This window comes from Blastococcus haudaquaticus (genome assembly GCF_900230285.1).
Classification (GTDB): domain Bacteria; phylum Actinomycetota; class Actinomycetes; order Mycobacteriales; family Geodermatophilaceae; genus Blastococcus_B; species Blastococcus_B haudaquaticus.
Map to the genome: position 1 here is coordinate 346,385 of NZ_OCNK01000003.1, position 12,734 is coordinate 359,118.

The following is a 12,734-nucleotide window of genomic DNA, read 5'->3' on the forward strand; positions in this document are numbered from 1 at the left end:
CCAGGCTGGTGCGGTGGCTGACCTGAAGAACCGCCTGCGCGAGGACCTGACCACCGCGATGAAGGCGCGCGACGAGCTGCGGACGGCGACGCTCCGCATGGTGCTGACCGCCGTCACCTCCGAGGAGGTGTCGGGCAAGGAGGCCCGCGAGCTCTCCGACGACGAGGTGATGGGCGTGCTGCGGCGCGAGGCGAAGAAGCGCCGTGAGGCCGCCGAGGCGTTCGCCGGCGCCGGCCGCGCCGAGCAGGCCGAGCGCGAGGAGGCCGAGGGGGGCGTGCTGGCGGACTATCTGCCGGCGCAGCTGGAGGACGCCGACCTGGCCGCGATCGTCGCCGACGTCGTCACCCGGACCGGCGCGTCGGGCATGAAGGACATGGGCAGGGTCATGGGCGCGGTGCAGGGCGCCGTCGCCGGCCGCGCCGAGGGCGGCCGGGTCGCCGCGGAGGTGCGCCGCCAGCTCGGCTGAGGCCTCCTCCAGGGGCTCGCCGCGAGCCTGCGAGCGGTGAGGAGGAGGCTTCCCTTCCTCAGTCGTCGAAGGGGAAGCCCTCGCCGAACGGGTCCTCCTCGGTGGTCCCCTCCTGCACGGGCGGGTCCACCGGCGTCGCCGGCTGCTCCGTCGTGCCGGTGTCGTCGGGGGTCTGGCCGTCACTCGGCGCCGAGGGCTCGTCCCGCTCGTCGTCCCGGTCGTCGCCCCGCCCGTTGTCCGGCGCCGGCGCCGGACGTCCGGAACCCCGGGTGCCCGCGGCGACGGCGGGGTCCTCGGGCGGGAAGCTCGCCGTCGGCCGGCCGCTCAGGACGGGCTCCATCGCGTCGTGCCAGATCGTCGCGCCCTTCCCACCACCGAAGCCGCCGACGCTGCGATCCTCGACCGAGTTCCACACCAGGACGCTGGCCGAGTACTCGGGCGTGTAGCCGACGAACGCCACGGACGCGTTGTTGTTGATCGTTCCGGTCTTGCCGGCGATCTCGTGGCCGGGGATGTACGCCCGGCTCGCCGTCTGGCCGGAGTAGCCCGGCTCGACGTCCTTGCGCAGCATCTGGTTCAGCGTGTTGGCCACGCCTGCGGGAATGGCCTCCGCCGTGCAGCTGTCGCCCTTGACCACCGGCTGGCCGTCGTCGCCGACCACCGGCTGGCCCCCGCGGTCGAGGACCTGCACCACGGGGGTGGGGTCGCACCGCGTGCCGCTGGCGGCCAGCGTCGAGTAGGCGCTCGCCAGGTCCAGGGGGCTGACCGCGTCGGTGCCGAAGGTGAACGACCCGCGGTTCTCCTCGATGATCTGGTCGGCGGGAGTCTGCGTGACCGGGTTGTCGAACTTCATGCCCATCCGCTCGGCCATGCGCACCGGTCCTTCGACCGAGCCGAGCGCGTCCTCCATCGCCAGGAAGTACGTGTTCGACGACATGTACAGGGCCCGCTCCATGTCGAGCGTGCCCGGGTAGCCGCTGCCGGCGTTCGGGACGCAGTACATGCCGCCGTTGTTCCGCCCCTGGCAGGGGCCCCGGTAGACCCGCGAGGTGTACGGGTCGGACGTGCTGATGGTGTAGCCCTTGCCGTACCCCTGCTCGAGCGCTGCGGCGGCGGTGAACACCTTGAAGGTCGACCCGGATCCGCGGCTCGGCACGACGTTCAGGTTGACCGACTCGCACTCCTGCGACTCGGCGTCGCAGCCGTACCGGCGGTTGTTGGCCATGGCCAGCACGTGGCCGGTGCCCGGTTCGACCGCGGTGTAGGTGCCGACCAGCTCGTCGCCCATGGCGAGCGTGTTGAGGACCGCCTGTTCCCCGGCGGCCTGCATGTCCGGTCGCAGCGTGGTCTGGATCGTCCAGCCGCCGTTCTTGATCTCGTTCTCGCTCAGGCCCAGGGTGCCGGTCAGGTAGCTGAGGACGTAGGCGCAGAAGAAGCCGCCCGTCGTGGCGTCGATGCAGCCGTTCTGCGGGTTCGCGCCCGGGGTGACGGCCACCGGCTGGGCGGAGATGTCGGTGAGCTCCTGCGGGGTGATGTGCCCGAGGTCGGCCATCCGCTGCAGCACCTGGTTGCGCCGGATCTGCGCGTTCTCGGGGTTGGTGATCGGGTCGTCGTTGGCGGGGCTCTGCACGAGGCCGGCCAGCATGGCGGCCTGGGGGAGCGTCAGGTCGATCGCGTTGACGCTGAAGTACTTCTGCGCGGCGGCCTGGATGCCGTACGCGCCCTGCCCGAAGTACACGATGTTCAGGTAGCGGGTGAGGATCTCGTCCTTCGAGAAGGTCTCCTCCAGGGCCATCGCCAGCCGCGCCTCGCGCAGCTTGCGGCCGACGTTCTGCTCGGTGGCCGCCTGCCGGTCCTCGGGCGTCGTCGCCGTCTGCAGCAGGGTCTGCTTCACCAGCTGCTGCGTGAGGGTCGAGCCACCCTCCTGCACCGAGCCGGCCGCCACGTTCTTGACGAGGGCGCGCATGGTGCCCTGCACGTCGAGGCCGTTGTGCTCGTAGAACCGCGAGTCCTCGATGTCGACCAGCGCCCGCTTCATGATCTCCGAGATCTGATCGGGCGCCACCGGCGTGCGGTTGTTCTCGTACAGGTACGTGATCAACGATCCGTCGGCGGCCAGGACCTGGCTGTTGCCGGCCGGCGTCTTGTCGGTCAGCTCGACCGGCAGGGCGTCCAGCAGCGACGCCGAGTTGCGCGCGACCAGACCCGTCCCCCCGACCCAGGGGAACAGGAGGCCGGCGAGCAGCGCACCGGCGACGACGATCGTCGCGACGAGCTTCGCGAGGGCACGGGACCGGGACTGCACGTTCTCCGACATCGGCGTCGAATGTACGTGGCTCCCGGGCGCTGATGCCGTGGTCAGGCGCGGCGCGCGGGGAGGACGCGCGTGCGCGGTGTGCCCGTCGGCGTGTCATCGTCCGCGCCGGTCAGGGCGTCGGCCATGCCCCGCAGTCCGTCGAGGTCGTGGACGTCCCCCGCGGCGGCCGGCACGGTGCGCACGGCGACCTCCGGATGGGCGCTGGTGAACCGGTCGGCGAGGTGCTGCTCCCGGGTGGCCAGGAGCATCCGCTCGGCGTGCACGCGCAGCGCCGCCGCGGCCAGGCCGGCCCCCGGTCCACCGGCCTCGGCGACCTCCTCGGCCGCGCCCTCGGCCCGCGTGGCCGACAGCGCCGTCGTCGCCGGCGGGTGGGTGCGGTTGACGACGAGGCCGGCCAGCGGCATGCCCTCCGCCGAGAGCCGGTCGACGAAGTAGGACGCCTCGCGCAGCGCGTCGGGCTCCGGCGTCGCGACGACGACGAACCAGGTGCCCGGCCGGCGGAGGAGCTCGTAGGTCGCGGTCGCGCGCTCGCGGAAGCCGCCGAACATGGTGTCCAGCGCCGCCACGAAGGCGGAGATGTCGCGCAGCAGCTGCCCGCCCAGGATCTTGCTGATGATCCGGCTGAAGAACATGAAGCCGGCGCTGGCGATCTTGAAGCCGGACCGGCTGGGCGCGGTGAGCAGCCGGATCATCGTGCCGTCGAGGAACCGGCTCATGCGGTTCGGGGCGTCGAGGAAGTCCAGCGCCGACCGCGACGGCGGGGTGTCGACGATGATCAGGTCCCACTGGTCGCTGGCCCGCAGCTGGCCCAGCTTCTCCATCGCCATGTACTCCTGCGTCCCGGAGAAGGAGGACGACAGGGTCTGGTAGAAGGGGTTCTCCAGGATCGCCTGGCCGCGTTCGGGCGTGGAATGAGCGGTGACGATGTCGTCGAACGTCCGCTTCATGTCCAGCATCATCGCGTGCAGTTCGCCGTCGGCACCCGGTACTTCCACCCGCCGCGGCTCGTTGTCCAGCTCCACCAGCCCGAGCGACTGGGCCAGTCGCCGGGCGGGGTCGATGGTGAGGACGACGACCGTCCGGCCGGCTTCCGCGGCGGCCAGCGCCAGGGCGGCCGACGTCGTCGTCTTGCCGACGCCACCGGCGCCGCAGCAGACGACGATCCGCGTCTCCGGGTCGGTGATCAGCGCCTGCAGGTCCATCGCGGGCGCGACGGGTGCGGGGCGGGCCGGGCGGGTGGCCCGTGCCGGGCGCTCCGGCTGCGCGGCGGCGCTCACGCGGCCGCCACCTCGGTGCGCAGGTGGTCCTCGAGACGGGCGGCCAGCTCGAACAGCGAGCCCAGGTCCATCGGCCCGGTCAGGAGGGGCAGCTCGATCGTCGGCCGGCCGAGCGCCTCCACCTCGTCGCGCAGCGCGTCCTGCCCGGCCCATCGCCGGGCGTGCTCGGTCACCTCGGCCACGAGCGCCTGCGCCAGTTCCGGGCCGCCGGTCAGGTGGGCGGCGGCCAGCGCCGGCGCGAGGTCCGCACCGGTGAGCCGGCCCTCCGCCGCACGGGTGAGCTCCTCGACCGGGAGCACCGGCTCGGTGGCCATGTTGACGATCACCGAGCCCACCGGCAGCTCGGCCTTCGTGAGCTCGTCGATCGCGTCGGCGGTCTCCTGCACCGGCATGTCCTCGAGCAGGGTGACCAGGTGCACCGCCGTCTGTGGCGAGCGCAGCACCGCCATCACGCCGTCGCTCTGGGTCTTGATGGGACCGGATCGGGCCAGCTGCCCCATCTCGTTGGTGACGTTGAGGAACCGCGTGATGCGGCCGGTCGGTGGTGCGTCGACGACGACGGCGTCGTAGACGGGCCGGCCGTCGTGGCGGCGGGTCACCGCCTCCTTGACCTTGCCGGTGATGAGGACGTCCCGGAGGCCCGGCGCGATCGACGTCGCGAAGTCGATCGCGCCCATCTTGCGGAGCGCCCGTCCGGCACGGCGCAGGTTGTAGAACATGTCGAGGTAGTCCAGCAGCGCCTCCTCGACGTCGATCGCCAGCGCCTTGACCTCGCCGCCGCCCCGGGTGACCGCCACGCGACGCTCCTCGTAGGGGAGCGGTGGCGTGTCGAAGAGCTGGGCGACGCCTTGCCGGCCCTCCGTCTCGACCAGCAGCACCGTGCGGCCGTCGGAGGCCAGGGCGAGGGCCAGCGCGGCGGCGACGGTGGTCTTGCCGGTCCCGCCCTTGCCGGTGACGACGTGCAGGCGCACGGGGGAGGAGTCGGGGCTCACCTGCACCAGCCTAGGAGCAGCGTAAGGACCCCGTCCTCCTCACACCTCGCAAGCTCAGCCTGAGCCTCGGGACGGAGCCGTGCTGCGCTAGCGTCGCCCCATGACCGAACCCGCCCGCCGCCGGTGGGAGTACGCCACCATCCCGCTGCTGATCCACAACACCAAGGCGATCCTCGACTCCTGGGGCGTCGACGGGTGGGAGCTGGTGACCGTGCTCCCGGGGCCCGGCGGCTCCGACCAGCTGGTCGCCTACCTCAAGCGACCGGCATGAGCTGGCACGCCCGCCTCGCCGAGCTGGGCATCCGTCTCCCGGCCGTCGCGGCACCGGTCGCCGCGTACGTGCCTGCCGTCCGCACGGGCAACCTGGTCTTCACGTCGGGCCAGCTGCCGTTCGTCGACGGCGGCCTGCGCCGCACCGGCAAGGTCGGCGGATCCGTCGATGCCGAGGCGGCCGCGGCGGACGCGAAGGTGTGCGCCCTCAACGCCCTGGCGGCGATCGACGAGCTCGTCGGCCTGGATTCCGTGGCCCGCGTCGTGCGGGTCGTCGGCTACGTGGCCAGCGCCGAGGGGTTCAGCGGCCAGCCGCGCGTGGTGAACGGCGCCAGCGAGCTGCTCGGCAAGATCTTCGGCGAGGCCGGCCAGCACGCCCGCAGCGCCGTCGGCGTCGCCGAGCTGCCCCTGGGCGCCCCGGTCGAGGTCGAGCTGACCGTCGAGCTCAGGTGACCGCGGAGCCGAGGCAGGCGGCGACCGTGCTCCTGCTGCGGGACGGCGCTCCCGGACTCGAGGTCTATCTGCTCCGACGCACCAAGGGCATGCCGTTCGCCGGCGGGATGACCGCCTACCCCGGGGGTGGCGTCGACCCCCGCGACGGCGATGTCGAGGTCGGCTGGGCCGGCCCGTCCCCGGCGCAGTGGGCCGCGGCCTTCGGCTGCGACGAGCGGACGGCGCGCGAGCTGGTCTGCGCCGCGGTGCGGGAGACCTTCGAGGAGGCGGGCGTGCTGCTCGCCGGTGATCCCGACGGCGGCGCCGTCGTCCCGGACGTCTCCGGGGACGACTGGGAGGCGCAGCGGCAGGCCCTGCTGACCCGGGACCTGTCGCTGACCGAGCTGCTGGCCGGCCGTGGCCTGGCGCTGCGGTCGGACCTGCTGCGGCCGTTCGCGCACTGGATCACCCCGCCGGTCGAGCCCCGGCGCTACGACACCAAGTTCTTCGTCGCCGCGCTGCCGGTGGGGCAGGAGGCGCGGGACGTCTCGGGGGAGGCCGACGAGGCGTCCTGGCTGACGCCGTCCGCTGCCCTGGCCGAGGCCACCGCCGGAGCCCGGCCGATGCTGCCGCCGACCACGCACACGCTCGGCCAGCTGCAGCCGTTCCCCGACGTCGCGGCCGCCCTCGCCGGGTCGCCGCCGGAACCGCTGCACCCGATCAGCCCCACGTTCGAGGAGACCCCCGACGGCCACTGGGCCGTCCTCCCCGACGGCACCCGCATCCGCATGGTCGTGCCACTTCCATCGTGATCCTCCGGATCACACCGCGGCCAGGTGCCGTTCCCCCGCTGCGCCGAGCCGTTGCGTCGCGCCGTCGCAGGACCCCTTCGGGGCCCACTCGGCGCGACAGGCGCGTCCCCCGGAACGCAGGAGGCCCCGCACCACTCCGGGTGCGGGGCCGTCCGTCGTTCAGTGCTGTCTCACCTCGCGCGGCGGCGCAGGCGCTCCTCGTCGAGGACGACGACCGACTTGCCCTGCAGCTGGATCCAGCCGCGGTGCACGAAGTCGGCCAGTGCCTTGTTCACGGTCTCGCGCGAGGCGCCGACCAACTGGGCCAGCTCTTCCTGCGTGAGGTCGTGCTTGACGCGCAGGCCGTCGCTCTCGCGGCTGCCGAACCGGTCGGCCATCTGCAGCAGCGCCTTGGCCACGCGGCCGGGGACGTCGGTGAAGATCAGGTCGGCGACCGAGTCGTTGGTGCGGCGCAGGCGACGGGCCAGGACGCGGAGCAGCTGCTCGCCGATCTCCGGGTGCGCCTCGATCCACGGGCGCAGCACGCTCTGCGGCATGCGGGCCAGCTTCACGTCGGTCACCGCGGTGGCGGTCGCCGTGCGCGGGCCGGGGTCGAACACCGACAACTCGCCGAACTGGTCGGACGGGCCCATGACGGCCAGCACGTTCTCGCGGCCGTCGGGCGACCGGCGGGACAGCTTGATCTTGCCCGAGACGACGATGTAGAGGCTGTCGCCGGGCTCGCCCTCGTTGAAGACGACGCGGCCGCGGGGCAGCGTGATCATCTCCAGCCGACTGGCGACGGGGCTCACCGCGTCCTCCGAGAGCCCCTGGAAGATCCCGGACTGGGCCAGCACCTCGTCCACTGCACGTCCTCTCACTGCCGTTCATGCGGACGCAGAGGCGTCCGGCTCCGGAGCGAGTCTAGGCGGCTGTGCAGTCGGTCACCCGTTCGGTGGGTCGCCGCGTCCCTCGTTGGAGCGAGTGGGCTGGACCACAGGCAGGGCCGCGGGCGACCTAGACCATCGGAGGGTTGGCCGTGGCGCCGCGGTTCCTGCGGCGCCGACGCCACCGGTTGAGCGCCCGGCGGATGCCCGACGTCGCGAGGGTGTCGACCTCGCCCGGCGTGGCGGTGTCGAGGAACTCCGACACCTCGCGGGGCCCGGCCGGCCGGCGCAGCGGCTCCTCGACGCGCTCCATCACGAGCAGGAAGGCGATCAGCAGCGGGGGGAAGAGGATGACGCTCAGTGCCACCATGCCTGTCCTCCACCTCCGCGCGCGGGCGGCTCCGCGCCGACCTGTCGGTTCCCAGGATGACACGCCCCGAACCCGTCAGCGGGGCCGCCTACGCTCGACCGCGTGTCCCTGCCCGTGTCCCTGCCCGTGACGCAGCCGCCCGCGCAGCCTGCCTACGCCCGTCCGGCGCCGCCCCGTCGCCCCGCTCCGGCCGCCCGCACCGGCGCCTCACCCTTCGACGCGTCCGAGACGTCGCTGTCGCGGACCCGCCGCGCGCGGCGGATGTCCCGCGAGCTGGCGCTGATCCACCCCGACGCGCACTGCGAACTGGACTTCACGAACGCCTTCGAGCTGCTCGTGGCCACGGTGTTGTCGGCCCAGACCACCGACAAGATGGTCAACAAGGTGACGCCGACGCTCTTCGCCCGCTACCCCGACGCGGTCGCCCTCGCCGGCGCCGACCGTGACGAGCTGGAGACCATCCTCAAGCCGACCGGGTTCTTCCGGGCCAAGGCCAACTCCGTGCTGGGGCTCAGCCAGGCGCTGGTCGAGCGCTTCGACGGCGAGGTGCCCGGCCGTATGGCGGACCTGGTGACCCTGCCCGGCGTCGGCCGGAAGACCGCCAACGTCGTCCTCGGCAACGCCTTCGGGGTGCCCGGCCTCACCGTCGACACCCACTTCGGCCGGTTGGTCCGCCGGTTCGGCTGGACCGCGGAGGAGGACCCGGTCAAGGTCGAGGCGGAGATCGCCGAGCTGATCCAGAAGAAGGAGTGGACCGACTTCAGCCACCGCGTGATCTTCCACGGCCGTCGGGTCTGCCACGCCAAGAAGGCCGCCTGCGGTGCCTGCGGCCTGGCGAAGTGGTGCCCCTCCTTCGGCATCGGCCCGGTGGACCCCGAGGTCGCGCTGAGGCTGGTCAAGACCCCGGCCGCGTCGGACACCGAGTGATGCGGCCCCGCGCACTCGCCGTCGCCTGCCTGCTGGCCCTGACCGCCTGCTCCTCGGAGGAGGCCCCCGCGCCGGACGGCGCCGACGCCCAGCCGACGTCGCTCACGGCCTGCCCCGAGCAGCCCGACGTCGCGGCTCAGGGGGACGAGCTCATGCCGGCGCTGTCGCTGGACTGCCCCGGCGGCGGCACGCTGGACCTCGGCCGGGCCCCGGGGATGCCGACCGTGGTGAACCTCTGGGGGAGCTGGTGCGGCCCCTGCAGGGAGGAGCTGCCGCTGCTGCAGGACTTCGCCGCAGGCGCCGGCGAGCAGGTGCGCGTCGTCGGCGTGATCAGCCGGGACGGCGTGCCCCAGGCGGAGTCGTTCGCGGCCGATGCCGGCATCGGCTTCCCCAACGCCTTCGACGGCGAGGGCGAGCTGATGGCCGGCCTGGGCCTCAACGCGCTGCCCTTCACCTACTTCCTGGACGCCGAGGGGGGCGTGGTGCACGTGCAGACGCGCCCGGTCAGCTCCGTCGACGAACTGCGTGCGCTCGCCACCGAGCACCTCGGGGTCCAGCTGTGAGCGCCGCGGAGGCCGACGGCCGGACCGACGACCTGCCCGACTACCTGGTGCGCCTGCTCGACGCGGCCGGCGACCTGCCGCTGCGCCACCGCATGCCGCAGGCCGGCGCCACGGCCCGCCGCTCCGCCGTCCTGATCCTGTTCGGCGAGAGCGCCGCGGGACCCGACGTGCTGCTCATCGAGAAGTCCGCGCACCTGCGCAGCCACGCCGGGCAGCCCGCCTTCCCGGGCGGCGGGGTCGACCCCGGGGACGACTTCCCGGTGGGGACGGCGTTGCGGGAGGCGCAGGAGGAGGCGGGGATCGACCCGGCCGGCGTCCGGGTGCTGGCGACGCTCCAGGAGCTGTACCTCCCGCCGTCGGACCGTCTCGTCGTCCCCGTGGTGGCCTGGTGGGACGACCCGCGCGACGTCAGCGTCGGTGATCCGCAGGAGGTCGCCCGGGTGGCCCGGGTGCCCCTGGCGGAGCTGGTGAACCCGGCCAACCGCTTCCGGCTCCGCCATCCCCTCGGTTACGTCGGGCCGGCCTTCGCGGTGGCCGACATGCTCGTGTGGGGCTTCACCGCCGGTCTGCTCGAGGCCATCCTCGACGCGGCAGGTCTCGCACAGCCGTGGGACGAGCGCGACGTGCGACCCATCCCCGAGTCGATGCTGCGGCCTTACACCCTCCCCGGCTCCGGGGACGACGACCCCGAGGGCGACGCCGCCGCGCCGACGGTCGCCGATCCCGCACCGGACGGCCCGCCGACGCGTACGGTTCGGCCCCGATGAAGGAGAGGACCCTCTTGCCCCCCACCGCTCGCAGGCTCGCGGCGGGCCCCCGCAAGAGGGCCGCCGCGGCCTCCCTGGCGATCGTCGTGCTCGCCGGATGCGGCGGCGGCGAGGAGGCTCCCGGTGCGGCAGCGCCCAGCACCGCGGACGGCGTCGGCGAGGTCACCACGGCGCCCGACGGCGCCCAGGAGATCACCCTCCAGACGCAGGACGACTACGTGTTCGTCCCCGACCGCTTCACCGTCGCGCCGGGCACGGTCCGCCTGACAGTGGTCAACGTGGCCGAGGAGATGACGCACAACCTCGAGTTCTCCGGGGGCGGGCCCGAGGAGATCTCCGAGGGCATCTCGCTGCTGGCGCCCGGCGAGGAGAAGACCATCGAGTTCGAGGTGAGCGCGCCCGGCGACCAGCCGTTCGAGTGCACCTTCCACGTCCAGCTCGGGCAGGTCGGCACGATGACGGTGAGCGGCTAGCCGGTGAGCCTCGTCGACGTCGTCCTCATCGTCCTGGCCCTGGTGTTCGCGCTGTCCGGCTTCCGACAGGGCCTCGTCGTCTCGTCCACGTCGATCCTCGGCTTCCTCGGCGGCGCCGTCGTCGGGGCGCAGCTCTCCGGTCCCGTCGCGGAGCGGATCGACGGGTCCAGCGTCACGCGGGTCTTCGCGGCCCTGGTGGTGGTGCTCGCCGCGGCGCTGCTCGGTCAGATCCTCGCGGGAGCGATCGGGCGGGCCATCCGCGGCCAGCTCACGTGGGAACCGGCGAAGATGCTCGACTCCGTCGCGGGTGCGGTCGTCTCGGCGACGGCGGTCCTCCTGGTCGCCTGGATGGTCGCCTCCCCGCTGGCGAGCTCGCCGTTCCCGCAGGTGGCCAGCCAGGTCCGGCAGTCGGCGCTCGTCCAGGCCGTCGACCGCGCCGTCCCCGACGGGGTGCGCACGGTCTACGACAACCTCCGCGACGCCATCGACCGGCGGGGCCTGCCCGATGTGCTCGACCCCCTCACCCCCACGCAGGTGCGCGACGTCGAGGCGCCCGACCAGGCGCTGCTGGCCAGCCCCGTGGTGGCGTCGGTCCAGGGGTCGGTCGTCAAGATCAGCGGGGTCGCGGCGTCGTGCTCGCGGCAGATCGACGGCTCCGGATTCGTCTACGCCCAGGAGCGGGTGATGACCAACGCGCACGTGCTGGCAGGCGTCACCGACCCCGTCGTGCTGGCCGAGGGCGAGGAGTACGACGCCACCCCCGTGTACGTGGACGAGGAGATCGACGTCGCCGTCCTCGCCGTCCCGGGGCTGGACACGGTGCCCCTGTCGTTCACCGCCCAGTCCGCCGACGCGGGCGACGACGCGATCATCATGGGCTATCCCGGCGGCGGTCCGTTCTACGTCGGTGCGGCCCGGGTGCGTGACCGCGGCGAGATCAGCGGCCCCGACTTCCGCAACTCCCAGACCGTCGTGCGCGACGTCTACGCGCTGTTCGGCACGGTCCGCGCCGGGAACTCCGGCGGTCCGCTGTTCGCCCCCGACGGCAGCGTCCTCGGCGTCGTCTTCGCCTCCGCCATCGACGACCCCGACACCGGCTACGCGCTCACCGGGCCCCAGGTCTCGGAGGCCGCGACGGTGGGCAGCCAGGCCGTCGCCGAGGTCGGCACCGGCCCGTGCGAGTGAAAGGACCCCCGTTCCCCCCACCACTCGCTCCGCTCGCGGCGGGTCCCTGAACGGGGGCCGTTCCAGCGCGTCACCACGGGCCGCCGCGCTACGCGGCCCAACGGGCGATGGCCTCGGTGACCTCGGTGGGGGATTCCTCGTGGGGGAAGTGGCCGATGCCGGGGAGCTCCCGGAACTCGTAGGCGCCCGCGACGTACCGGCCCGAGCCGCGAGCGGTGCCGACCAGCACGCAGGAGTCCAGCGTCCCGTGCAGTTGCAGCGTGGGTGCGGTGACCGGAGCCGACATCCGCCGGGCGTAACGCAGCCCGTCGGGCCGCAGCTGCGAGCGGGCCGCCCAGCGGTAGTACTCCATCGCGCCGTAGGCGGCCTGCGGGATCCGGGCGGCCGCCCGATAGCGGTCCACCGCTTCCGCGAAGTCCGGCGTACGCGTCCACGCCGGCCCGGACCAGCGCTGCATGAGGTCGGCCACCGGGTCGTCGTCGGCGCGGGTCAGCCGGCGCTCCGGCAGACGCGGCACCTGGAACCCGAGGGCGTACCGCGACGCCTTGCGCTGCGCGGGGTCGGTCATGCCGGCCCGCAGCCGCCGGGGATGCGCCATGGAGAGGACCACCAGCCGGCGCACGGTGCGCGGGTGCAGCGCCGCCATGGTCCAGCCGAGCAGCCCGCCCCAGTCGTGGCCGACCACGACCGCCTCCTGCTCACCGAGTGCGCGCACCAGCGCCGCGACGTCGGCCGACAGCGTGGGCAGGTCGTACCCCCGCGGTGGCTTGTCGCTGGCGCCGTAGCCGCGCAGGTCGGGGGCCACGACGTGGAAGCCCGCGGCGGCCAGGTCGGTCAGCTGCGACCGCCAGGTCCACCAGAACTGCGGGAAGCCGTGGAGCAGCAGCACCAGCGGTCCCTCGCCGGCCTCCGCCGCGTGCAGCCGGACGCCGTTGGCGGAGATGTCGCGATGGGTCCACGGCCCCGGGAGCAGGACGCTGGTCGCGTCCGGCGGGCCGTTCACCGGGTCCGGCACGC

At 73.5% G+C, this 12,734-nt stretch carries 15 protein-coding genes; 9 read left to right on the forward strand and 6 right to left on the reverse strand.

Annotated features, from left to right (window positions below):
• Positions 1 to 13 precede the first annotated feature (13 nt).
• The gene (locus CRP30_RS13005) at positions 14 to 466 is read left to right on the forward strand and encodes a GatB/YqeY domain-containing protein (RefSeq protein WP_097184399.1); all 453 of its coding nucleotides are present in this window, start codon (positions 14 to 16) and stop codon (positions 464 to 466) included.
• 58 nt (positions 467 to 524) lie between these two features.
• Here the strand turns inward: CRP30_RS13005 and CRP30_RS13010 are convergent, their stop codons facing one another.
• The 3 genes from CRP30_RS13010 to bagA are packed head-to-tail and all read right to left on the reverse strand — an operon-like array spanning position 525 to position 5,052.
• A complete protein-coding gene (locus CRP30_RS13010) occupies positions 525 to 2,783 on the reverse strand; it encodes a transglycosylase domain-containing protein (protein WP_097184400.1) in 2,259 nt (752 codons plus the stop codon).
• A gap of 41 nt (positions 2,784 to 2,824) precedes the next feature.
• Positions 2,825 to 4,060, reverse strand: a complete 1,236-nt coding sequence (bagB, locus tag CRP30_RS13015; protein ID WP_235003370.1) for an ATPase BagB — start codon at positions 4,058 to 4,060, stop codon at positions 2,825 to 2,827.
• Positions 4,057 to 5,052: an ATPase BagA gene (bagA, locus tag CRP30_RS13020; RefSeq protein WP_097184950.1), complete on the reverse strand. Its 996-nt coding sequence runs from the start codon at positions 5,050 to 5,052 to the stop codon at positions 4,057 to 4,059. Before bagA ends, bagB begins: the two co-directional genes overlap by 4 nt.
• Positions 5,053 to 5,152: 100 nt before the next feature.
• Here bagA and sp36 point away from each other — a divergent pair, with 100 nt between their 5' ends.
• The 3 genes from sp36 to CRP30_RS13035 are packed head-to-tail and all read left to right on the forward strand — an operon-like array spanning position 5,153 to position 6,566.
• A complete protein-coding gene (gene sp36, locus CRP30_RS22785; RefSeq protein WP_097184401.1) occupies positions 5,153 to 5,323 on the forward strand; it encodes a Sp36 family protein in 171 nt (56 codons plus the stop codon).
• Entirely contained in the window at positions 5,320 to 5,775 is a 456-nt protein-coding gene (locus CRP30_RS13030; RefSeq protein WP_097184402.1) for a RidA family protein, read from the forward strand. The genes sp36 and CRP30_RS13030 overlap by 4 nt, the downstream gene beginning before the upstream one ends.
• Positions 5,772 to 6,566, forward strand: a complete 795-nt coding sequence (locus CRP30_RS13035; RefSeq protein WP_097184403.1) for an NUDIX hydrolase — start codon at positions 5,772 to 5,774, stop codon at positions 6,564 to 6,566. Before CRP30_RS13030 ends, CRP30_RS13035 begins: the two co-directional genes overlap by 4 nt.
• Positions 6,567 to 6,736: 170 nt before the next feature.
• Here CRP30_RS13035 and CRP30_RS13040 read toward each other — a convergent pair whose 3' ends face one another.
• Complete coding sequence (locus CRP30_RS13040) at positions 6,737 to 7,411, reverse strand: Crp/Fnr family transcriptional regulator (RefSeq protein WP_097184404.1); 675 nt, start codon at positions 7,409 to 7,411, stop codon at positions 6,737 to 6,739.
• 151 nt (positions 7,412 to 7,562) lie between these two features.
• On the reverse strand, positions 7,563 to 7,802 hold the full coding sequence (locus CRP30_RS13045) for a hypothetical protein (protein WP_097184405.1): 240 nt from the start codon (positions 7,800 to 7,802) through the stop codon (positions 7,563 to 7,565).
• 102 nt (positions 7,803 to 7,904) lie between these two features.
• On the opposite strand from CRP30_RS13045, the gene nth reads away from it, so the two are divergent.
• From nth to CRP30_RS13070, 5 genes are read left to right on the forward strand one after another with little or no spacing between them, the layout of a single operon-like run.
• Positions 7,905 to 8,729, forward strand: a complete 825-nt coding sequence (gene nth, locus CRP30_RS13050; protein ID WP_235003371.1) for an endonuclease III — start codon at positions 7,905 to 7,907, stop codon at positions 8,727 to 8,729.
• Positions 8,729 to 9,292, forward strand: a complete 564-nt coding sequence (locus CRP30_RS13055) for a TlpA family protein disulfide reductase (RefSeq protein ID WP_097184952.1) — start codon at positions 8,729 to 8,731, stop codon at positions 9,290 to 9,292. The genes nth and CRP30_RS13055 overlap by 1 nt, the downstream gene beginning before the upstream one ends.
• Positions 9,289 to 10,059 carry an NUDIX hydrolase gene (locus CRP30_RS13060; RefSeq protein WP_235003372.1) on the forward strand — a complete coding sequence of 257 codons (771 nt, stop codon included), beginning with the start codon at positions 9,289 to 9,291 and terminating at the stop codon, positions 10,057 to 10,059. Before CRP30_RS13055 ends, CRP30_RS13060 begins: the two co-directional genes overlap by 4 nt.
• Positions 10,060 to 10,073: 14 nt before the next feature.
• Entirely contained in the window at positions 10,074 to 10,532 is a 459-nt protein-coding gene (locus tag CRP30_RS13065) for a cupredoxin domain-containing protein (RefSeq protein WP_235003373.1), read from the forward strand.
• A 3-nt stretch (positions 10,533 to 10,535) separates the two neighbouring features.
• The gene (locus CRP30_RS13070) at positions 10,536 to 11,717 is read left to right on the forward strand and encodes a MarP family serine protease (RefSeq protein ID WP_097184406.1); all 1,182 of its coding nucleotides are present in this window, start codon (positions 10,536 to 10,538) and stop codon (positions 11,715 to 11,717) included.
• A gap of 88 nt (positions 11,718 to 11,805) precedes the next feature.
• Here CRP30_RS13070 and CRP30_RS13075 read toward each other — a convergent pair whose 3' ends face one another.
• The gene (locus CRP30_RS13075) at positions 11,806 to 12,732 is read right to left on the reverse strand and encodes an alpha/beta fold hydrolase (protein ID WP_097184407.1); all 927 of its coding nucleotides are present in this window, start codon (positions 12,730 to 12,732) and stop codon (positions 11,806 to 11,808) included.
• Positions 12,733 to 12,734 lie beyond the last annotated feature (2 nt).